Raw genomic sequence first — 20,617 nt, forward strand, 5'->3', positions numbered from 1 at the left:
GCCCCGCACCGACGCCCCGATCGGAGCACCGATGAGCGACCCGGCCCTCACCCCCGAGCTGGCGCCGAGCCCACCGGCGGAGCCGCTCACCCGCAAGCCCCTCCCGATCTGGGACCGGGTGAAGTGGCTGGTGGCGCTGTTCGGCCTGTTCTGGTTCTTCGTGTGGTCGGCCATGGCCGACAACCCGATCCTGCCCTTCGAGGACGCGGTGAGCCAGAACCTGCAGAGCACGTGGTGGCTCGTCGTGCTCGCCGGGGTCGAGGTGCTGCGCCAGGTCCACTACGTCGTCTGCGAGCACTCCGCCCGCTACTACCGGTTCTGGACCCACACCTTCTTCGGGGGGTTCGAGCGCAGAGCCGGCCGGCTGAACGACTGGAACCGCTACCGCGTGGCCCGGGCCCTGAAGGTCGTGGCGTTCGTGGTGCTCCTCAGCCTGGTGCTCGGCGCGGTGTTCGACGTTCCCCCGGTCACGGCCCTGTTCGAGCTGCCGGCCCGGCTCTACGGCGCCCTGCCGTTCATCCTGCAGCTCGCCTTCGCCTTCTTCTTCGTGATCTTCCAGTTCGTCGGGATCTTCTGGTTCCTGTCGCGCGGCGGCGTCGACGTGTACTTCCCCGACGACATCAAGACCCGCTTCACCGACGTGTGGGGCCAGGACGCGGTGGTCGAGCGGGTCAAGGAGAACATGGTGTTCCTCGAGGCGCCCGAGCGGATCGAGGAGAAGGGCGGCTACGTGCCCGGCGGCATCCTCCTGTGGGGACCGCCCGGCACCGGCAAGACCCTGATGGCCGAGGCCGTGGCCGGCGAGACCGGCAAGCCCTTCGTGTTCGTCGACCCGGGCGCCTTCATCAACATGTTCATGGGCGTCGGGATCCTCAAGGTGAAGAGCCTGTTCCGCAAGCTCCGCAAGCTGGCGGTGCGCTACGGCGGCGTGATCGTGTTCCTCGACGAGGCCGACTCGCTCGGCAACCGGGGCGCTCTGACCGGAGGGTTCCCCGGGCAGCCGGGGATGGCGGGAGCGTCCCCGTGGTCCACCGCCCCCGGCGCCGACGACCACCTCCGGTGGCTGAGCCCGTGGGCGCAGACCGAGGTGCTGCGGGCCGCCCTGGGCCCGACCCGACTCGACGACGTGGAGGCGCCCGGCCGCACCCGTGACCGCATCATGATGGGCGGCCTCGCCGGTGGCGGCGGTGGTGGCGGCACCCTGCAGGCGCTGCTCACCGAGCTGTCGGGCCTGAAGAAGCCCCGGGGCTTCCTGAACCGCTACGTCCGCCGGGCCCTGGGCATGAAGCCCAAGCCGCCGCCCAAGTACCGGATCCTCGTGATGATGGCCACGAACATGCCCCAGGCCCTCGACGAGGCGCTGCTGCGTCCCGGACGCATCGACCGCATCTACAAGGTCGGCTACCCCTCGAAGGAGGGGCGCAAGCGCACGTACCAGGGCTACCTCGCCAAGGTCCGCCACGAGCTCACCGACGAGCAGCTCGACAAGCTGGCGACGATCACCCCCTACGCGACCGGCGCCACCATCAAGGACATGGTGAACGAGGCGCTGATCACCGCGATCCGCGACGGGCGCGAGGTGATCACGTGGCCGGACGTGCTGCGGGCCAAGCACCTGAAAGAGCTCGGCCCGCCCGAGGACGTGGAGTACATCGAGCGGGAGCGCCACGCGGTCGCCGTGCACGAGGCCTGCCACGCGGTGGTGGCCCACCGGGTGCGCCAGCACCTCACCATCGACCTGGCGACCATCGAGAAGGGCGGGACGTACCTCGGCATGGTGAGCTCCATCAAGCCCGAGGACCAGTTCACCCACTGGAGGAGCGAGTACGAGGCCGACATCATGGTGAGCCTCGCCTCCCTCGCCGGCGAGCGGCTCTTCTTCGGCGGCGACAACTCCTCGGGCGTGTCCGGCGACCTCGACTCGGCCACCACCATCGCCACCCTCATGGAGGGCTTCTGGGGCATGGGCTCCACCGTGGCCTCCCACGGCGTCACCCATCGGATCGGCGTGGGTGGAGGCGGCCGTCCGGGCACCTCCGACGACGACGACCGCGAGCTGCTGAAGGGCAGCCTGGGCGAGCGCATCGAGGCCAAGCTGCACGAGCTGCTGCAGCGGGCCGAGGAGGTGCTGCAGGCCAACCGGCGTGAGGTGCTGGCCGTGGCCCACGCCCTCGAGACCACCAAGACGCTCTCCGGCGACGACGTGGTGGCCGTGATCGAGGGGCGGCCCGGCCCGGTGGTCGACGGCCGCCCCTACCTCGACCCGTCGTTCGCCGACGTGGCCGAGCGCTACCACGCCCTTGCCGTCGCGGCCCACCGGGGCCACTCGAGCGTGGCGGTGGCGCTGCCCCGCCTCAACGGCGACCACCCGGCCGCACCCGGCGAGGTCGACGAGGTCCCGAGCGCGGTGGCGGTGCTCGCCGCCGAACCGCCGGGTCAGGGTCCGGGCTCGGGCTCGGGCTCGGGCTCGGGTTCGGGCTCGGCATAGGCGGGGCCGGCCGGTACGGTGGCGGCCATGTCCGATCCCGTCTCCCCCACCAGCGGGTGGGGCGTGCTCCACCTGTTCTGCACGGTCGGCCCCGGTGTCGACGCCGAGGCGGTGGTGGCCGCGGTGAAGTCGGCCCAGGCCGACGGCCACCAGGTCGTCACCGTGGCCCTGCTCGGCCACAAGGCCGATCTCGGCGTGATGGCGGTGGGGCCCGACTGGCTCCGTCTGCGCGCCCTGCAGACCGACCTGCAGGCGGCGGGCCTGGCGGTGGCGCAGAGCTACGTGTCGCTCACCGAGGTGAGCGAGTACGCCAAGGGCATGCCCCAGGAGATGCTCGACGCCCGGCTGTACCCCACCCTGCCGCCGGCGGGGAAGCCGGCGTTCTGCTTCTACCCGATGTCGAAGCGCCGGGGTGACCGCCACAACTGGTTCACGCTGCCCTACGACGACCGCAAGGAGCTCATGCACGGGCACGGTGCCTCGGGCCGCGCCTTCGCCGGGCGGGTGGTGCAGGTGGTGACCGGCTCGACGGGCCTCGACGACTGGGAGTGGGGCGTCACCCTGTTCGCGGTGCACCCCGACGACCTCAAGGAGGTCGTCTACACCATGCGCTTCGACGAGGCCTCGGCGCTGTACGCCGACTTCGGTCCCTTCTACGCCGGCGTCGTGCTGGCCGTCGAGGAGGCCATGGAGCGGGTGCTGCCCCGCTGACGGCGGCAGGGGTCGACGGCCCGGCGCCGCATAGCCTGGTCCCGGTGATCGGCGCGCCCCGCACGCTCGACGACGACCTGGCCCTCCTCGAACGGCTCCTCGTCGAGAGCCTGACCCGCCAGGAGGGCGCGACCCTCGCGGCGCTCGTCGCCGAGGTGCGGGCCCTCGCCGACGCCGGCCGCGGTCGATCGACCCAGCTCGGGGAGACGCTGCGCCGCATCGAGCCGGGCGTGGCCGTTCGGCTGGTCCGCGCGTTCTCCGCGTCGTTCCACCTGGCCACGATCGCCGAGCAGGTCCACCGGGCCGACGAGCTGGCGGTCCGGTCGGCCACCTACCGAGGCGGCCTGGTCGACACGGTCGCCGACGTGGTGGCCGCAGGGGTGACGGCCGAGGAGCTGGCCGCCCTCGTGGCCCGCATGGACGTGCGCCCGGTGTTCACCGCCCACCCCACGGAGGCCAAGCGACGGTCGGTGCTCACCAAGCGGCTCAGGGTGGCCGAGCTCCTCGACGAGCTGGCCGCCGAGGGCCCCGACCGGCAGCGGCGCGAGCGCCGCCTGGCCGAGACGATCGACCTGCTCTGGCAGACCGACGAGCTGCGGCACGGCCGCCCCGAGCCGTTGGAGGAGGCGTCGAGCGTCCTGTACTTCGTGGAGGTGCTGGCCCGCGACGTGCTGCCCGACCTGCTCGACGACCTCAGCGCCACCCTCGCGTCGGTGGGGACGTCCCTCCCCGTCGATGCGCGGCCGCTGCGCCTCGGGTCGTGGGTGGGCGGCGACCGCGACGGCAACCCCAACGTCACCCCCTCGGTCACCCTCCAGGCGCTGCAGCTGCAGACCGAGCGGGCCCTCGGTCTGCTCCTCGACGGGATCGAGGAGCTGCGGTCGGAGCTCTCGGTGTCGACGCGGGTGGTCGGCGCCAGCGACGCGCTGCTCGAGCGGCTCGAGTCCCTCCGCCGGCGCATGCCCGACGTCGCCGTCCGCGCCGGGCGTTGGACGCCCGACGAGCCCTATCGGCTCGCGTGCCTCTTCGTCTCCGAGCGCCTCCGGGCCACGCTGCGACGGGTGATCGAGGGGACCGCCCACCGTCCGGGGATCGACTACGCCTCGGCCGCAGAGCTGCTCGAGGACCTCGACGTGCTGCGCGCCTCGCTGCTGCAGCACCACGGCGAGCTGGTGGCGCGCGGGTCGGTCGAGCGCTACCAGCGCACCGCCGCCGCCATCGGCCTGTCGCTGGTGACCCTCGACGTGCGCGAGCACGCGGCCCGCCACCACGAGGCCATCGCGGCCCTGGTCGATCGTGCGGGCGTGAGCCCGACGCCCTACGCGGAGCTCGACCGCCGCGGGCGCACCGACCTCCTGGTCGAGGAGCTGGCCAACCCGCGGCCCTTCGCCGCGCCGGGCACCGCCCTGCCTCCTGGCCCCGACGACGTCCTGCGGGTCTTCACGGTGATCCGCCAGGCGCTCGAGCGCTACGGGCGGGACTGCATCGAGAGCTACGTCATCTCGATGACGCGTGGGGTCGACGACGTGCTCGCGGCGGTGCTGCTGGCCCGGGAGGCCGGGCTCGTCGACCTTCGCGCCGGCGTCGCCCACGTGGGCTTCGTGCCGCTCCTCGAGACCATCGACGAGCTCCGGACCGCCGGCCCGCTGCTCGACGAGCTCCTCGGCATCACCCACTACCGCCACCTGGTCGACCTCCGGGGCGGCGTGCAGGAGGTGATGCTGGGGTACTCCGACTCGAACAAGCTCGGCGGCATCACCACGTCGTCCTGGGAGATCCACCGGGCGCAGCGTGCGCTCCGCGACGTGGCCGCCGGCCACGGGGTCCGCCTCCGGTTGTTCCACGGGCGGGGCGGCACGGTCGGACGCGGCGGTGGGCCGACCGGCAAGGCCATCCTCGCCCAGCCCTTCCGCACCCTCGACGGTGCCATCAAGATCACCGAGCAGGGCGAGGTGATCTCCGACAAGTACAGCGTCCCCGCCCTCGGGAGGCAGAACCTGGAGCTGGCCCTCTCGGCCGTGCTGCGGGCGTCGCTGCTGCATCGCGAGTCGCGCCATCCGCCCGACGTGCTGCGGCGCTGGGACGATGCCATGGCGGCGGCGTCGGCGGCGGCGTTCCGCTCCTACCGCGAGCTGGTCGACGATCCGGGCCTGGTGCCCTACTTCCTCACCTCCACCCCGGTGGAGGAGATGGGAGCGCTCAACATCGGGTCGCGGCCGGCTCGCCGGGCCACCGAGTCCGGCCTCGGGCTGGGCGACCTCCGGGCCATCCCGTGGGTGTTCGGCTGGACCCAGTCGCGCCAGATCGTCCCCGGCTGGTACGGGGTGGGGAGTGGCCTGGCCGCGGCCCGGGAGGAGGGCTGGGGGGCCACGCTGCGCCAGATGTGGGCTGAGTGGCACTTCCTGCCCACCTTCACCTCCAACGTGGAGATGGCGCTGTTCAAGACCGATCTGGGCCTGGCCCGCCGGTACGTCGAACGGTTGGTGGCCCCCGAGCACCAGGGCCTGTTCGACCGCATCGAGGGCGAGTACCACCGCACCCTCGGGCAGCTCCGGTGGCTCACCGGCAGCGACGGGCTGCTCGACGGGCACCCGACGCTGCGGCGTGCACTCACGGTTCGGGAACGTCACCTGGTGCCCCTGCACCTGCTGCAGGTGGAGCTGCTGGCCCGGACCAGGGCCGGCGACAGCCACCCCGAGGTGCGTCGGGCCCTGCTGCTCACCATCAACGGCATCGCCACCGGGCTCCGCAACACCGGCTGACCCTGCCGGTGACGGCAGGTCCGTGACGGGGGCGCGGCAACCGGGTCTCGGGCGGACCGTCGGCGTCACCCCGGCGGGTCCGGGAGTCGGCCGAGGTGTCGGCGTGCGCCCGGTTCGGCGGCGGCCACGACGGCCCGAGTCGGCCGGGAGCGGCTCGGCCGGCGAGAGCACCTAGACTCCAGCCTCCGTGCCGGCCACTCGTCTCGCTCGCGCCGCCCTGGCCCTGGTGCTCGTCGCGATCGTGTTGGTCGGGTGGGCCGCACGCGGCAGCGCCCAGGAGGGCGGCGAGAGCATCCAGGGCCGGCTCACCAACCGCGACGACGCCAACGCCCCGGTCGCAGACGTCGAGATCGTGGTCGAGCAGGGTGGCCAGGAGCTCGGTCGGGCAACCGCCGACGACGACGGGCGGTGGTCGGTGCCCGTCCCCGGGCCGGGCCTCTACGTCGTCACCCTCGACGTCGAGACCCTCCCCGAGGGGGTGCAGCTGCGCGAGGCCGACCGGGCGACCCTCCCCGAGGTGGAGGTGCGCGCCGGCCAGGCCAAGACGGTGCTTTTCGCGATCGGCTCGGGCGGGGGGAGCGAGCGCGGCCCGGTGGAGCGCTTCCTCCAGCTCGTGGCCCAGGGCGTGAAGCTGGGCCTGATCATCGCCATCGCCGCGGTCGGCCTCTCGTTGATCTTCGGCATCACCGGCCTGGTGAACTTCTCCCAGGGCGAGATGGTCACCTTCGGCGCCCTGGTGGCCTTCTTCTTCAACGCCGCCGTGAACGGCCCCGGCCTGCCGCTGTGGGTGTCGGGAGCCCTGGCCGTGGTGGCCGGGGCTCTCCTCGGCGCCCTCCTCGAGCTCGGGCTGTGGCGCCGGCTCCGCCGCCGCCGCACCTCGCTCATCGCCCAGATGGTGGTGTCGATCGGCCTCGCCCTGTTCCTGCGGAGCGTGTTCCTGGCCGTCTTCGGGGGGAACCCGCGTCCGTTCGCCGACTACGCCGTGCAGCGGGCGTGGGGCATCGGTCCGGTGGCCCTCGCGCCCAAGGACTTCGCGATCATCGGCATCTGCGTGGCCGCGCTGGTGGGCGTGGCCCTCGTGCTGCAGCGCACCCGGCTCGGTACGTCGATGCGCGCCGTCGCCGACAACAAGGAGCTGGCGGAGGCGTCGGGCATCGACGTGCAGCGGGTGATCCTCGCGGTGTGGGTGGGAGGCGGCGCCCTGTCGGCCCTGGCCGGCGTGCTGTACGCCCTGACCGAGCAGGCCCAGTGGGACATCGGGTTGCGGCTGCTGCTGCTCATGTTCGCCGCCGTGGTGCTGGGCGGCCTCGGGACGGCGTACGGTCCGATGCTCGGCGGGCTCGTCATCGGCGTCACGTCCGAGGTCAGCACCTTCTGGTTCCCCACCGACTTCAAGGTGGTGTTCGCCCTTGGGGTGCTGATCGTGGTGCTGCTCTTCCGCCCCCAGGGCATCCTCGGCGTCCGCGAGCGAGTGGGGTGAGCTGATGGACCCGGTCACGATCATCACCGACGCCATCCGCGCCTCGATCGGCGTGCCGGCGGCGGCTTACGCGCTGGCCGGCGTGGGCCTCAACGTGCAGTTCGGCTACGCCGGCCTGCTCAACTTCGGTCACGTCGCCTTCCTGCTGGTCGGTGCCTACGGCACCGCGATCACCGTCGACAACGGCGGCCCGCTGTGGCTGGGCGTGCTGGTGGGCATGCTCTGCGCCGCGGGCCTGGCGCTGCTGCTCGGCCTGCCGACGCTGCGGCTCCGCGCCGACTACCTCGCCATCGTCACCATCTCGGTGGCCGAGATCCTGCGCCTCGTGGTGCGCTCCCGCAGCCTCGAGGACCTCACCGGCGGCGTGTTCGGCATCCAGGGCTTCGCCAACGCCTTCTTCGACGTGAACCCCGTGCCCATCGCCCGCTACGGCTTCGGCTCGCTGGTGTTCAGCCAGCGGACCCTGTGGGTGATGATCGTCGGGTGGGGCCTGGTTGCCCTCACCTCGCTGCTGGTGCTGCTGCTCACCCAGAGCCCCTGGGGGCGCGCGCTGCGGTCGATCCGCGAGGACGAGGACGCGGCCCGGAGCCTCGGCAAGAACGTGTTCGGGTTCAAGCTCCAGAGCCTGGTGGTCGGCGGGGTGATCGGCGGCCTGGCCGGCATCCTGATCGCGGTCGACGCCCAGTTCGTCAACACCGACTACTTCCAGTCGGCGTTCACGTTCTTCATCTACACGGCGCTGATCCTGGGCGGCGCGGGCCGCGTGCTGGGCCCGATCGTCGGGGCGATCATCTTCTGGTTCGTGCTGCAGGGCACCGACAGCTTCCTCCGCCAGGCGCTCGACGCCGGCTGGTTCGGCTCGGCGTTCGACCCGTCCGACGTGGCCGCCATCCGCTTCGCTCTGGTGGGGCTGGCCCTGATGCTGCTCATGATCTTCCGGCCGCAGGGGATCCTGGGGAGCAAGGAGGAGATGCTCGTCGATGGGCGCTGACGCGACCGTCGACGCCGTGGCCGCGGCCCGGGCCGCCCTGGGGGGGCTCGCGCCTCTGCCGGGGGTGGCCAAGCCCGACGCGGTCGTGGTCGTCGACGGCGTGCGGCGGGCCTTCGGGGGCCTCGTCGCCGTCGACGTGGCCCACCTCGAGCTGCCGCGCCACGCCATCACCGCCCTGATCGGGCCGAACGGAGCCGGGAAGAGCACCCTGTTCAACGTCCTCACCGGGTTCGACCACGCCGACGGCGGGCGCTGGACGCTCGACGGGCTGGCGCTGAACGGCGTCGCCGCCCACGAGGTGGCCCGCCGGGGCATGGTGCGCACCTTCCAGCTCACCAAGGCGCTGGCCAAGCTGACGGTGCTCGAGAACGTGATGCTGGCGGCGCCGGGCCAGCGCGGCGAGCGCTTCTTCGGGGCGCTGCTCCGGGGCCGCTGGAAGGCCCAGGAGCAGCAGGTGCGGGCCTCGGCCATGGAGCTGCTCGCCCGCTTCAGCCTGGCCGACAAGGCCGACCACCTGGCCGGCACGCTGTCGGGCGGGCAGCGCAAGCTGCTCGAGATGGCACGGGCGCTGATGGTGGAGCCGCGCGTCGTGATGCTCGACGAGCCCCTCGCAGGCGTGAACCCGGCACTCGGCCAGTCGCTGCTGCAGCACGTCATCGACCTGCGCGACCAGGGCATGACGGTGGTCTTCGTCGAGCACGACATGGACGTGGTGATGACCATCAGCGACTGGGTGGTGTGCATGGCCCAGGGGCAGGTGATCGCCGAGGGCCCGCCCCGGGCCGTGGCCGGCAACCAGAAGGTGATCGACGCCTATCTCGGCCACCACCAGGGCACCCTGGTGATGGAGTCGTTCCCCGAGGAGCCCATGTGACGGCCGACCGCCCGCTCCTGGAGGCCATCGACGTCGACGCCGGCTACCTCCCCGGCATCAACATCCTCACCGGCTGCAACCTCCACGTCGTGGCGGGCGAGCTCGTCGGGATCATCGGACCCAACGGCGCCGGCAAGTCGACCCTGCTGAAGGCGCTGTTCGGGATGGTGGAGGTGCGATCGGGCTCGGTGCGGCTGCGCGGCCACGACGTCACCGGCGAGCAGGCCCACGTGCTGGTCTCGCAGGGGGTCGGCTACGTCCCCCAGGTGAAGAACGTGTTCGCCGCGCTGACGGTGCGCGAGAACCTGGCCATGGGCGTGTTTCTCGCCTCCCACCGCTTCAGCGAGCGGTTCGCGGTGGTGTCCGAGCTGTTCCCGGTGGTCGCCGACCGCGCCTCGCAGCGGGCCGGCTCGCTCTCCGGGGGCGAGCGCCAGATGGTGGCCATGGCCCGGGCCCTCATGATGGACCCGTCGGTGCTGCTGCTCGACGAGCCCTCGGCCGGGCTGTCGCCCATGGCCCAGGACGACGCCTTCGGGCGCATCGCCGAGGTCAACAAGGCCGGGGTGTCGGTGGTGATGGTGGAGCAGAACGCCCGGCGGTGCCTGCAGATCGCCGACCGGGGCTACGTGCTCGACCAGGGCACCAACGCCTACACGGGCTCGGGCGCCGAGCTGCTCCGCGACCCGAAGGTGATCGAGCTGTACCTGGGCACGCTGTCGCGTCGCGACTGACCCGGACGCGACGAGGGGGCCCGGTCGCCCGGGCCCCCTCGGTGATCGCGGCTGGTGCTGCTCAGGAGCTGGCCTCGATGACGATCTGCTCGCCGAAGTTGGTGGGCGAGCCGGCGGCGTCGTACGCCCAGCGGTCGTACGCGCCGCTCGACGGCTCACCGACGTCGGTGAAGTCGAGCGAGCCCGAGGCGCCGTCGTAGTCGATGTCCTCGCCCTCGTCGAGCAGGGCCAGGCAGTCGGCGTAGGTGGTGCACGTGGTGCCACCCGTCGTGACCTCGACCATGGCGTCCTTGATGGCCGCGGGGTCGTCGGAGCCCGCGGCCTGGGCGGCGAGGGCGGTGACGATGGCGCAGTCGTAGTAGTACGCGGAGAAGATCGGGTCGACGCCGGTGGCGTCGAAGGCCGCGTAGAACGGGCTCTCCGGGTTGCCGGTGGCCGGCGCGGCGGCCGGTGCGGTGCCCTTGATGCCCTCGACGACGGCGGGGTTGGTGGCGTCCACGGCCTCGAAGAACGAGGAGCCCTGCATGCCGTCGGCGGTGAAGATCGGGATGTCGGCGGGGCCGGCACCCTTCTCGATCATCGTGGCGATGATCTTGCCGCCGTCGTCGTTGAAGCCGATCACGGCCACGGCGTCGGGGCCCGAGTCGATGATCTGCTGCACGTCGGCGTCGAAGTCGGTGCCGTTCGGGTCGTAGGCCACGTTGGCCGTGACGGTGGCGCCGGCCTCCTCGAGGGCGGTCTGCAGCGCGTCGCCGAAGCCGACGCCGTACGAGTCGTTGCGCACGATGATGCCGACGGCCGTCGCGCCCTCCTCGACGATGAGGTCGGCGAGGGCCGGGCCCTGGAGGCTGTCGGGCGGGGCCGTGCGGAAGAAGAAGCCGCCGTCGTCGGCGGTCGACAGCTCGGCGGCGGTGGTCGAGCCGGAGCAGACGACCACGCCCTCGGTGCGGACCTTGTCGACGATGCCGAGCATCGTGCCCGACGAGGCCGGGCCGAGGACCACGTCGACCTTGTCGGAGTTGAGCAGCTGGTCGAGCGAGGCGCTGGCCACCTGCGGGTCGGTGCCGTCGTCGGCCGCCACGAGCACGACGTCGGCGCCGAGCACGCCACCGGCGGCGTTGATCTCCTCGACGGCGATGTCGATCGGCGTGCGGAGCGAGTCGATGATGGCGGCCAGCTGGCCCGTCTCGGGCAGCAGCGCCCCGACCTCGAGCGTGCCGTTGACGTTGCCCCGGTCGGCGGCGGCGGCGGCGGTCGTGTCGCTGCTCGCCTCGGTCGTGTTGGTCTGCTCGGTGCTGCTGGTGTCGTCGTCGTCGCCGCAGGCCGCGGCAACCAGGCCGACGGCGAGCAGGACGGCGGACAGACGGAGCAGATGCCTGCGCTTGCGCATGGAACCCCCGTGGGTGCGGAGACGGACGTGAGATGGACGTGAGATGGAACCGCGGGATGTTAGGCGGCACCGGGCCCGAACAGAAGGGGCTGATCCCGACAGCCCGTCGGCCGGCGGAGCCGGGTCCGGAGCGGCGGGCGGTGCGCCCGGCGGCGTCGACCGCGCCAGAATGCGCCGCCGTGGGCACCGATCTGCTGTACCTGCGCGACGCATACCTCCGCACCTTCGAGGCCACGGTGATCGGCGTCGACCCCGAGGGGGGCCGGGTGGCGCTCGACCGCACCGCCTTCTACCCGACCGGCGGGGGCCAGCCCCACGACACCGGGGTGCTCGGCGGCCTGCAGGTGGCGGACGTGCGCAAGGAGGGGGACCGGGTGTGGCACACCGTCGTGGGCGGCTCGCCCGTGGTGGGCCAGGAGGTGCAGGGCGAGATCGGCTGGGAGCGCCGCCACGCGCTGATGCGCACCCACACCGCGCTGCACGTGCTGTGCGGGGTGATCTGGAACGAGTGGGGCAGGGCGGTGACGGGCGGCAACATGGAGCCGCTCAGCGCGCGGATGGACTTCGAGTTCGACCCGCTGCCCGAGGGGTTCGGCGCACGGATCGAGGAGCTGGTCAACGCCGAGCTGGCCGCCGACCGCCCCATCGAGGTGTCGTTCCTGCCCCGCGGCGTGGCGCTCGTCGACGCCGACCTCATCCGGACGAAGGTGAACCTGATCCCCGAGTCGGTGCAGGAGATCCGGGTGGTCGACATCGTGGGGCTCGACAAGCAGGCCGACGGCGGCACCCACGTGCGCTCGACGGCCGAGGTGGGCCGGTTCCGCGTGGTGAAGACCGAGAGCAAGGGAAGGGCGAACAAGCGCCTGCGCATCGAGGTCCTCGATGCCTGACCTCGGCGTGCTGCGCGCCGGGCTGGTCGACCTGGGGGCGGTGGTCGTGGCCTTCAGCGGCGGCGCCGACTCGGCGTTCCTCGCCTGGGTGGCCCACACCACCCTCGGTCGCGACGCCGCGCACGCCGTCACCGCCGTGTCCCCCTCGTTGGCCGCCGCCGACCACCGCCACTGCGCCGAGCTGGCCCGCGACTGGGGCCTGCGCTGGTCGGAGGTCGCCACGCTCGAGCACGAGCAGCCGGCCTACGTCGCCAACGGCGGCGACCGGTGCTGGCACTGCAAGCACGAGCTGATGCAGGCGCTGGCCCCGGTGGCCGCGGCCGAGGGGGCCGTGGTGGTGCTGGGCGTGAACGTCGACGACCTGGGCGACCACCGCCCCGGCCAGCAGGCGGCCGCCGCCGCCGGTGCGCGGTTCCCGCTCGTCGACGCCGGGTTCACCAAGGCCGAGGTGCGGGCCTGGTCGCGCACCGTCGGCCTGCCGACGTGGGACCGGCCGGCCGCGCCGTGCCTGGCGTCGCGGGTGCCGTACGGCACCCCCGTCACGCTGGCGGTGCTCGGGCGGGTGGAGCGGGCCGAGGCGGCCGTGCGGCGGCTGGGCTTCCGCGAGCTGCGGGTGCGGCACGGGGGCGACGCCGCCACCGTCGAGGTGCCCCTGGCCGACCTGCCGGCGGCGCAGGCCCGCCTCGACGACGTGGTCGGCGCGGTGCGGTCGGCGGGCTACCGCACCGTCACCGTCGACCCGCTCGGGCTCCGCTCCGGGCACCTCAACGACGCCCTCCACTAGCCTGCGGCCGTCCGACCGAGGGGGGGCGGTGGCCGAGATCCTGCGCGGGTTCGCCGAGGCCAAGGGTGGCGAGGTGGCCCTGGTCGACGAGCGGGGTGAGACCACCTGGTCCGAGCTCGACCGGCGGGTGAACCGGCTGGTCCACGCCTTCCGCTCGGCGGGCCTGCGGCCCGGCGACACGTTCTCGCTGCTGGCCGGCAACCGCCGGGAGTACTTCGAGGTGTACCTGGCCGCGGCCCACGCCGGGCTCCTCTTCGTGCCCGTCAACTGGCACTGGGTGGGGGAGGAGGCCGCCTACGTCGTCGAGAACTCCGACTCGCGGGCGCTGGTGGCCGACGCCCGCTTCGCCGGCGTGGCCGCAGAGGCGGCGGCGGCCAACCCCGGGCTGGTCGGCCGGGTCCTGATCGGTGACGGTGCCCTCGACGGCTTCACGCCCTACGAGGCGCTCGTGGCGTCCGGGTCACCGGAGGAGCCGGACGACCAGACGGTGGGCGGGCCGATGTTCTACACGTCCGGGACCACCGGCCGGCCCAAGGGGGTGCGCAGCGGGTACGTCAGCGTGGGCACCCCACCGTCGTTGCTGCAGCTGATGAGCGCCGGGTTCTCCGACATGCTCGGCGTGCCCTCCGGCGGCGTCACCCTGCTGTGCGGGCCGCTGTACCACTCGGCCCAGTGGGCGTTCTCGCTGTTCCCGCTGGTGAGTGGCAGCTCGGTGGTGATGCGCCACACGTTCCAGCCCTCCGAGGTGCTGGAGCTGATCGACCGGTACGGGGTCACCAACCTTCACCTCGTGCCCACGCAGTTCGTGCGCCTGCTGAAGGTCGACGAGGCGCATCGCGAGGCCTTCGACGGGTCCAGCCTGCAGGTGGTGTGGCACGGCGCCGCCCCCTGCCCGCCCGACGTGAAGCGCCGCATGATCGAGTGGTGGGGGCCGATCGTCACCGAGTACTACGGCGGCACCGAGGGCGCCATCGTGAGCCTGATCTCGGCCGAGGAGTGGCTGGAGCGGCCGGGCTCGGTCGGCCGACCGGTCGCCACCATGGAGGTGGTCGTGGTCGACGAGCAGGGCCGGTCCGTCGGCCCCGGCGCGGAGGGCCAGCTGTACCTGCGGAGCCGGATGGGCACCGACTTCGAGTACCACAAGGACCCGGACAAGACGGCGGCAGCCCACCTCGAACCGGGCGTGTTCACCCTGGGCGACGTGGGCCACCTCGACGCCGACGGCTACCTGTACCTGTCCGACCGCAAGATCGACATGATCATCTCCGGGGGCGTGAACATCTACCCGGCCGAGATCGAGGGGGTGCTGGTCACCCACCCGGCCGTCCACGACGCCGCCGTCTTCGGCGTGCCCGACGAGGAGTACGGCGAGCAGGTGAAGGCGGCCGTGGAGCTGGTGGCCGGCGTCGAGCCCTCGGCCGAGCTGGAGGCCGAGCTGATCGCCCACTGCCGGGAGCACCTGGCCGGGTACAAGGCGCCCCGGTCGGTGGACTTCGAGCCCGAGCTCCCCCGGCACCCCACCGGCAAGCTGTACAAGCGGCTGCTGCGCGACCCGTACTGGGAGGGCACCGGAAGGCGCATCTGACCTCGTTCCGTGGGCGGGCCGCCCGTCGGCCGTCAGCCGGCCGCGAGGCGCCGGCGCCGGCGCCGGCTCTGCCAGCGCCGCCTCAGCCCGACGAGCCCGCCCGGCTCGAAGTGGAGGATCCAGGCCCGCCGGACCAGGTCGGTGACGTTGGGCCCCGAGGCGTGCAGCGTGGCCGGGTGGTGGACGGTGAGGCCACCGGCGTGCACCGGTGCGGCCACGGCCGTCGCCGGGTCGACCTCGTCGGTCACCAGCGCGTCGGCGCGGGGGTCGTGGCCGCGCCGGTGGTGCTCGACCAGCGGCCCGGCGTGGCTGCCGGGCACGAACAGCATGCAGCCGTTGCGCTCGGTGGCGTCCTGCAACGGGAGCCACACGTGCACCGCCGGGGGGATGCGGCCGGTCTCGCAGTACTCGGGGTTGAAAGCCAGGTCCTGGTGCCAGCCGGTGGCCGTGGCGGTGTGCGGTGGCTTGTAGATGGCGTGGCTGAAGCTGAGGCGCGCCGAGCCACCGAGCAGACCGGCGGCCACCTGCCGGCAGCGCTGGACGACGCCGGTGTGCTCCAGCGCCGGCGCCAGGCCGATCGGGTCGACCACCTCGGGGATGGCTCGGCCGGGCCCACCCGCCTCCGGCCGGCCCAGGTCGTGCACGTGGCCGGCGGGCAGCTCGTCGAGCCGGACGAAGAGCCCGTCGAGCAGGTCGGCGGCGCGGGCCAGGTCGGCCAGCGGGACGATCGGGCGGTCGAGCACCACGAAGCCGTCGCGCGCGAAGGCCAGGCGTTCCGCCGCCGTCACCGCGAGGTGGCTCCTGCCGGTCGTGAGCATCATCGTCGAAGGGGTCATCGGCAGCCGCTCTGGTTTCGTTGAGCCGCCGGGCCGGCGGGCACGTCAGCGGTGCTCGAGCTCGACCGGCGTCCAGGTGCGGAACTCGAGGTGGTCGACGCCGAGGTGACGCACGATCCTGCCCTTGGCCCGCAGCTCGGCCAGGCAGCGCCGGCCGACCTCGAAGCCCACCATCTGCAGGTAGTCGGCGGCCGAGACCAGCAGGGGGCCCTGGTCGACGTCGCCCGCCCGCACGACGGCCTCCACCTCGAGGGTGGGCCGGCACGGGTTGGACGGGTCGGCGCAGTAGCAGTGGTAGACGACGCCCTCGAACACCGAGAGCGCGCGGATCCTCACCAGCCCAGTGTGCCCGCTCCGCCCTTGAAGGGCCCCACGATCCTCGACGTGATCCAGCCCCCGTAGAACGAGCCCGGGTTGGGCTGCACCCGGTCGCCGTCCACCCAGCAGGCGTCGACCTTCTGGGCGTAGAAGGCGAGATGGCCGGCGATCGGCTCGAAGCCCGGCGCCGGGGTGGGGTACGACCAGGCCACGTCGTCGACGTGGATCTCGCCGTGGTCGAGGTGCCAGTACGTGGCGACGCCCTTCCACTCGCACACCGTGCGCGTCGACGACGCCAGCAGCAGGTCGGTGCGCACGTCGTCCGGGGGGACGTAGAAGGCGGGCGGCTGGCTGGTCTCCAGCACCCGCAGGGCCCGGCGGCTGTCGGCGATCACCAGCCCCGCGTGCTCGACCACCACGTGGGCGCCGGTGGGCTCGACCCGGGGCGGGCGGGGGTAGTCCCACACCGACTCCTGGCCGGGGCCGGGCTCGATCCTCTGCGGTCGCACCGTGCCAGCATGGTCGCCGTGGATCCCTACGCCAAGGCGCTGGCCGACGCGGCCGACGCCGCGCTGCCCCGGTGGGTCGTGCGGAGCGTCGAGGCCCGCCTGGTGGCCTGGGCCGGCGCCGCCGACCCGCAGGTGCTGGCTCGGGCCGCCGAGGCCGGCGAGCGGGCCCGCGCCGACGTGGGCGGGCGGCTGCGCGAGGTGCTCGCGGTGGACGTCGACGAGCAGCGCACCAGCCCGCTGGCGGTGCTGCGCAGCGCGGTGCGCTTCCCCACCGACGTGCTCCGCGGCGCGGGCGTGCCCCCGGTGCCCCGCGACGGGTTCGCGGTGCGGGCGTTCCCCGACGACGTCTACGACCTGACGCCGGCCTCGTGGGCCGACGTCGACCCCTCGCTCCTGGAGCCGGGCCTCGTGTGGGGGGCGTGGAAGGCGAAGGTGCACCTCGAACGCCGCCGGGCCGAGGGGAGGGTGCCGTGAGCCCGCCGGCGCGGATCGCCGCCTACACCCCCGACCTGATGGATCGCTCCAGGGTCGAGGCCGCCGCAGCCGGCGACGTGCGGTTCGTCGGCTCGCCGGGCGAGCTCGTGGAGGCCGCCCGCCACGCCGAGGTGGTGGTGGCCGACCTGTCGCGCGACGGGGTGCTCGACGCCCTCCGGGCCATCGACGGCCACTGCTTCGACGTGCGCGTGATCGCCTACGGCTCCCACGTGGAGCGGGCCGCGCTGGCGGCGGCGCGCGCCGCCGGCTGCGACCAGGTGCTGGCCCGCTCCGAGCTGTTCGCCGGCCTGCCGGAGCTGCTCGCACCACCAGGCGAGTGACCGGCCCCTGACGGCCGCGGTCAGTCGGGCTCGTTCACCGTCCACCCGGCGCTCATGCCGGCGCGGGGCTCGAAGAACACGCAGCCGTCGGGGCACGAGAACGGCATCTCCCCGTTGGCGCCCAGGCGGCAGCGCTCCACCACCTCGCCCGTGGGGAGCGAGCGGGTGCTGTAGTGCCGGCAGTCGGCGCGAACGGCCATCCCGGCATTCTGCCGCGCCCGACGCCACCCTCGGGGGAGCGGCCCGGGCGGCCCTCGCTAGGGTGCGGGTATGCCCGAGCGCCTGGTGGTGGTCGGCGGCGACGCCGCCGGCATGTCGGCTGCGTCGCAGGCCCGACGCCTGCGGTCCGACCTCGAGATCATCGCCCTCGAACGAGGGTCCTGGACCAGCTACGCGGCCTGCGGGATCCCCTACCTGGTGGGCGGCGAGGTGCCCGCCCTCGAGTCGCTGGTGGCCCGCACGCCCCAGGAGTTCCGGGACCGCCAGCGCATCGACGTGCGCCTCCGGCACGAGGTGATGGCCGTCGACCTCGACCGCCGCCGGGTCGAGGTGCGCGACCACGAGCACGGGCGCACCATCACGATCCCCTTCGACCAGCTCCTCGTCGCCACGGGCGGCCGGCCCCTCCGGCCACCCCTGCCCGGCATCGACGGCCCCGACGTGTACGGCGTGCAGACCCTCGACGACGCCGCCACGCTCCTGGCGCGCATCGAGGCGGCCGATATCCGCAGGGTGGTGGTGGTGGGCGGCGGCTACATCGGCCTGGAGATGGCCGAGGCCTTCGTGCGCCGGGGGGCCGCGGTCACCGTGGTGGAGGCCGCCCCCGAGGTGATGCGCACCCTCGACCCGGAGATGGGCGCCCTGGTCACCAGGGCCATGCGCGCCCTCGGCATCGAGGTCCGCCTGGACGAGGCGGTCCAGGGCTTCGAGCCGGGTGTGGTGCACGCCGCCGGCGGCACCCTCGCCGCCGACGTCGTGGTGCTGGGCCTCGGGGTGGGGCCCAACGCCGCTCTGGCCGCCGACGCCGGCCTGGCCCTGGGCCCCAGGGGCAGTGTCTCGGTCGATCGTCGCCAGCGGACCTCGGCCGAGGGGGTGTGGGCCGCCGGCGACTGCGCCGAGTCGCTCCACCTGGTGTCGGGGCGCAAGGTGCACGTGGCCCTGGGCACGGTGGCCAACAAGCAGGGCCGGGTCGCCGGCATCAACCTGGGTGGCGGCTATGCCACCTTCCCAGGCGTGCTGGGCACGGCCGTGTCCAAGATCTGCGCCACCGAGGTGTCACGAACCGGGTTGGGCGAGCACGAGGCGCGTGAGGCCGGCTTCGAGCCGGTCACGGCCACGATCACGGCCGGCACCCGGGCCCACTACTACCCGGGCGCCACCCCCATCACCGTGAAGGTGGTCGCCGAGCGGGGGACCGGCCGGCTGCTGGGGGCGCAGATCGTGGGCCAGGAGGGCGCGGCCAAGCGCATCGACGTGTTCGCCACCGCCCTCACCGCGGGCATGGACGTGTACCGGCTGATCGACCTCGACCTCTCGTACGCCCCCCCGTTCGCGCCCGTGTGGGACCCGGTGCTGACGGCGGCCAGGCAGGCCGCCAACGCGGTCGACGACGCCGGCTGAGCCCGGTTCGCGGACCCGTCCGGCATCGACCGGCTGGATCCCTGCTGTCACTAGCCTGACGGGCCGTCGACGCCGGAGGGCGCCGGCCGGGGAGGAGGAGCGATGGACACGGGCAACACCGCGTGGGTGCTCATGTCGGCGGCACTGGTGGCGTTCATGACGCCGGGCCTGGCCTTCTTCTACGCGGGCATGGTGCGCACCAAGAACGTGCTGGGCATGCTCATGCAGAACGTCTTCGCCATGGGCGTCGTCAGCCTGCTGTGGGTGGTCGTGGGGTTCAGCCTGGCCTTCGGCGGCGGCGGCACGCTGATCGGGAGCCTCGACTTCGCCTTCATGAAGGGCCTCACCGACCAGAGCGTGCAGCTGCCCGGCTACGTGGGCGACTTCGCCCTCACGATCCCCGTCCTCGCCTTCCTCGCCTACCAGATGATGTTCGCGGTGATCACGCCGGCGCTCATCACCGGCGCCACCGCCGACCGCCTGAAGTTCGTGGCCTACGTGGCGTTCATCGCCCTGTGGTCGGTGCTCGTCTACGCCCCGGTCGCCCACTGGGTGTTCAGCCCCAACGGGTGGCTGTTCCAGCGGGGCGCCCTCGACTTCGCCGGCGGCGCGGTGGTGCACATCAACGCCGGCATCGCCGCCCTGGCGGTGGTGCTCGTGCTGGGGCGTCGACGGGGCTGGCCCACCGAGGCCATGCTGCCGCACTCGCTCCCGCTCACCGTGCTGGGCACCGGCATCCTGTGGTTCGGCTGGTTCGGGTTCAACGCCGGCTCGGCCCTGGCCGCCAACGGCCTGGCCGCCCAGGCCCTGCTCAACACCCACCTGGCCGCGGCCGCGGCCATGATCGGCTGGCTGATCGTCGAGAAGATCCGCACCGGCCACGCCACCACGCTGGGCGCGGCCTCGGGCGCGGTGGCGGGCCTGGTGGCCATCACGCCCTGTGCCGGCTTCGTGGGCGGCATGTCGCCGATCCTCATCGGGCTGGTGGCCGGGGCGGTGTGCTTCCTGGCGATCCGCCTGAAGTACCGGTTCGGGTACGACGACTCCCTCGACGTGGTCGCCGTCCACCTCGTGGGAGGGATCCTGGGCTCGCTGCTGCTCGGGCTGTTCGCCGACCTGGCCGTGAACCCCCTCGGCGCCGACGGCGTGCTCGCCGGCGGCGGGTGGGGCCTCATGGCCGACCAGGTGGTCGCGGTGCTGGCCGTGCTCGCTTACTCTCTGGCGGTCTCGCTGGTCCTGGCGAAGGTGATCGACCTGGTCGTGGGCCTGCGCGTGTCGGCGGAGGACGAGCAGATCGGCCTCGACGAGAGCCAGCACGCCGAGGCCGCGTACATCCTCGAGCCCCGATGATCCCCGAGAGCCAGATGAGGAGCACCCCATGAAGCTGGTCACGGCGGTGGTCAAGCCGCACAAGGTCGACGACGTGAAGGATGCCCTGAAGGAGGCTGGCGCGGCCGGGCTCACGCTGACCGAGGTGAAGGGGTTCGGCCGCCAGGGCGGCAAGACCGAGACCTACCGCGGCGCCGAGTACGTGGTCGACTTCCTCCCGAAGGCGAAGGTGGAGATCGTCGTCGACGACGCCGACGTCGACCGGATCGTCGACGTGATCGTCGCCGCGGCCCGCACCGACAAGATCGGCGACGGCAAGGTGTGGGTGAGCGACGTCCACCGGCTGGTGCGCATCCGCACCGGCGAGCTCGGCCAGGACGCCCTGTAGGGGCGGGGGCCGGTCTCCCTGTCACGGCAGGGCGGTCGTCTAGGTTGTCCGGGTTGTCGTGTCCGGGTTGTCGTGGTGAGGGAGAGAGACGTGCGGAAGCGGAAGATGCTTCTGGG

20 protein-coding genes are annotated in these 20,617 nt (G+C 73.1%); 15 read left to right on the plus strand and 5 right to left on the minus strand.

Annotated elements, in window-relative coordinates; genetic code table 11:
* Positions 1 to 31 precede the first annotated feature (31 nt).
* The 7 genes from IPM45_12210 (at position 32) to IPM45_12240 (ending at position 10,037) form a co-directional block, all read left to right on the plus strand.
* Positions 32 to 2,488 carry an AAA family ATPase gene (locus IPM45_12210; protein MBK9180299.1) on the plus strand — a complete coding sequence of 819 codons (2,457 nt, stop codon included), beginning with the start codon at positions 32 to 34 and terminating at the stop codon, positions 2,486 to 2,488.
* Between the two features lie 27 nt (positions 2,489 to 2,515).
* A complete protein-coding gene (locus IPM45_12215) occupies positions 2,516 to 3,199 on the plus strand; it encodes a chlorite dismutase family protein (protein ID MBK9180300.1) in 684 nt (227 codons plus the stop codon).
* 44 nt (positions 3,200 to 3,243) lie between these two features.
* Positions 3,244 to 5,961, plus strand: a complete 2,718-nt coding sequence (gene ppc, locus IPM45_12220; GenBank protein ID MBK9180301.1) for a phosphoenolpyruvate carboxylase — start codon at positions 3,244 to 3,246, stop codon at positions 5,959 to 5,961.
* A 217-nt stretch (positions 5,962 to 6,178) separates the two neighbouring features.
* Complete coding sequence (locus IPM45_12225) at positions 6,179 to 7,441, plus strand: branched-chain amino acid ABC transporter permease (GenBank protein ID MBK9180302.1); 1,263 nt, start codon at positions 6,179 to 6,181, stop codon at positions 7,439 to 7,441.
* A 4-nt stretch (positions 7,442 to 7,445) separates the two neighbouring features.
* A complete protein-coding gene (locus IPM45_12230; GenBank protein ID MBK9180303.1) occupies positions 7,446 to 8,432 on the plus strand; it encodes a branched-chain amino acid ABC transporter permease in 987 nt (328 codons plus the stop codon).
* Positions 8,422 to 9,306, plus strand: coding sequence for an ABC transporter ATP-binding protein (locus IPM45_12235; GenBank protein ID MBK9180304.1), 885 nt, complete (start codon positions 8,422 to 8,424; stop codon positions 9,304 to 9,306). The genes IPM45_12230 and IPM45_12235 overlap by 11 nt, the downstream gene beginning before the upstream one ends.
* The gene (locus IPM45_12240) at positions 9,303 to 10,037 is read left to right on the plus strand and encodes an ABC transporter ATP-binding protein (GenBank protein MBK9180305.1); all 735 of its coding nucleotides are present in this window, start codon (positions 9,303 to 9,305) and stop codon (positions 10,035 to 10,037) included. Before IPM45_12235 ends, IPM45_12240 begins: the two co-directional genes overlap by 4 nt.
* 61 nt (positions 10,038 to 10,098) lie before the next feature.
* Here IPM45_12240 and IPM45_12245 read toward each other — a convergent pair whose 3' ends face one another.
* A complete protein-coding gene (locus tag IPM45_12245; protein ID MBK9180306.1) occupies positions 10,099 to 11,427 on the minus strand; it encodes an ABC transporter substrate-binding protein in 1,329 nt (442 codons plus the stop codon).
* Between the two features lie 56 nt (positions 11,428 to 11,483).
* Here IPM45_12245 and IPM45_12250 point away from each other — a divergent pair, with 56 nt between their 5' ends.
* From IPM45_12250 to IPM45_12260, 3 genes are read left to right on the plus strand one after another with little or no spacing between them, the layout of a single operon-like run.
* Positions 11,484 to 12,317, plus strand: a complete 834-nt coding sequence (locus IPM45_12250; protein MBK9180307.1) for an alanyl-tRNA editing protein — start codon at positions 11,484 to 11,486, stop codon at positions 12,315 to 12,317.
* Positions 12,310 to 13,101 carry an ATP-dependent sacrificial sulfur transferase LarE gene (gene larE, locus IPM45_12255; protein MBK9180308.1) on the plus strand — a complete coding sequence of 264 codons (792 nt, stop codon included), beginning with the start codon at positions 12,310 to 12,312 and terminating at the stop codon, positions 13,099 to 13,101. Before IPM45_12250 ends, larE begins: the two co-directional genes overlap by 8 nt.
* 28 nt (positions 13,102 to 13,129) lie before the next feature.
* Complete coding sequence (locus tag IPM45_12260; GenBank protein ID MBK9180309.1) at positions 13,130 to 14,686, plus strand: AMP-binding protein; 1,557 nt, start codon at positions 13,130 to 13,132, stop codon at positions 14,684 to 14,686.
* 32 nt (positions 14,687 to 14,718) lie between these two features.
* On the opposite strand, the gene IPM45_12265 is transcribed toward IPM45_12260, so the two are convergent.
* Genes IPM45_12265 through IPM45_12275 form a run of 3 tightly spaced genes read right to left on the minus strand, consistent with a single transcriptional unit; the run spans position 14,719 to position 16,349 of the window.
* Positions 14,719 to 15,522, minus strand: coding sequence for a phytanoyl-CoA dioxygenase family protein (locus IPM45_12265; protein ID MBK9180310.1), 804 nt, complete (start codon positions 15,520 to 15,522; stop codon positions 14,719 to 14,721).
* Between the two features lie 45 nt (positions 15,523 to 15,567).
* On the minus strand, positions 15,568 to 15,858 hold the full coding sequence (locus IPM45_12270) for a hypothetical protein (protein MBK9180311.1): 291 nt from the start codon (positions 15,856 to 15,858) through the stop codon (positions 15,568 to 15,570).
* On the minus strand, positions 15,855 to 16,349 hold the full coding sequence (locus IPM45_12275; protein ID MBK9180312.1) for a DUF427 domain-containing protein: 495 nt from the start codon (positions 16,347 to 16,349) through the stop codon (positions 15,855 to 15,857). The genes IPM45_12270 and IPM45_12275 overlap by 4 nt, the downstream gene beginning before the upstream one ends.
* 18 nt (positions 16,350 to 16,367) lie before the next feature.
* Between IPM45_12275 and IPM45_12280 the strand changes: the two genes are divergently transcribed.
* Together IPM45_12280 and IPM45_12285 are read left to right on the plus strand one after the other, a co-directional pair.
* On the plus strand, positions 16,368 to 16,823 hold the full coding sequence (locus tag IPM45_12280) for a hypothetical protein (protein MBK9180313.1): 456 nt from the start codon (positions 16,368 to 16,370) through the stop codon (positions 16,821 to 16,823).
* Complete coding sequence (locus IPM45_12285; protein ID MBK9180314.1) at positions 16,820 to 17,164, plus strand: hypothetical protein; 345 nt, start codon at positions 16,820 to 16,822, stop codon at positions 17,162 to 17,164. The genes IPM45_12280 and IPM45_12285 overlap by 4 nt, the downstream gene beginning before the upstream one ends.
* A gap of 20 nt (positions 17,165 to 17,184) precedes the next feature.
* Here the strand turns inward: IPM45_12285 and IPM45_12290 are convergent, their stop codons facing one another.
* Complete coding sequence (locus tag IPM45_12290) at positions 17,185 to 17,364, minus strand: hypothetical protein (protein MBK9180315.1); 180 nt, start codon at positions 17,362 to 17,364, stop codon at positions 17,185 to 17,187.
* A gap of 70 nt (positions 17,365 to 17,434) precedes the next feature.
* Here IPM45_12290 and IPM45_12295 point away from each other — a divergent pair, with 70 nt between their 5' ends.
* The 3 genes from IPM45_12295 to IPM45_12305 all read left to right on the plus strand — a co-directional run bounded on the left by IPM45_12295 (position 17,435) and on the right by IPM45_12305 (position 20,501).
* Complete coding sequence (locus IPM45_12295; protein ID MBK9180316.1) at positions 17,435 to 18,784, plus strand: FAD-dependent oxidoreductase; 1,350 nt, start codon at positions 17,435 to 17,437, stop codon at positions 18,782 to 18,784.
* Between the two features lie 102 nt (positions 18,785 to 18,886).
* On the plus strand, positions 18,887 to 20,134 hold the full coding sequence (locus IPM45_12300; protein MBK9180317.1) for an ammonium transporter: 1,248 nt from the start codon (positions 18,887 to 18,889) through the stop codon (positions 20,132 to 20,134).
* Positions 20,135 to 20,162: 28 nt separating this feature from the next.
* Positions 20,163 to 20,501 (plus strand): P-II family nitrogen regulator, encoded by a 339-nt coding sequence (locus IPM45_12305; protein MBK9180318.1) that lies wholly within the window; start codon positions 20,163 to 20,165, stop codon positions 20,499 to 20,501.
* Positions 20,502 to 20,617: the final 116 nt, after the last annotated feature.

This window comes from Acidimicrobiales bacterium (assembly GCA_016716005.1).
In the GTDB taxonomy this organism is placed as follows: Bacteria; Actinomycetota; Acidimicrobiia; order Acidimicrobiales; family JADJXE01; genus JADJXE01.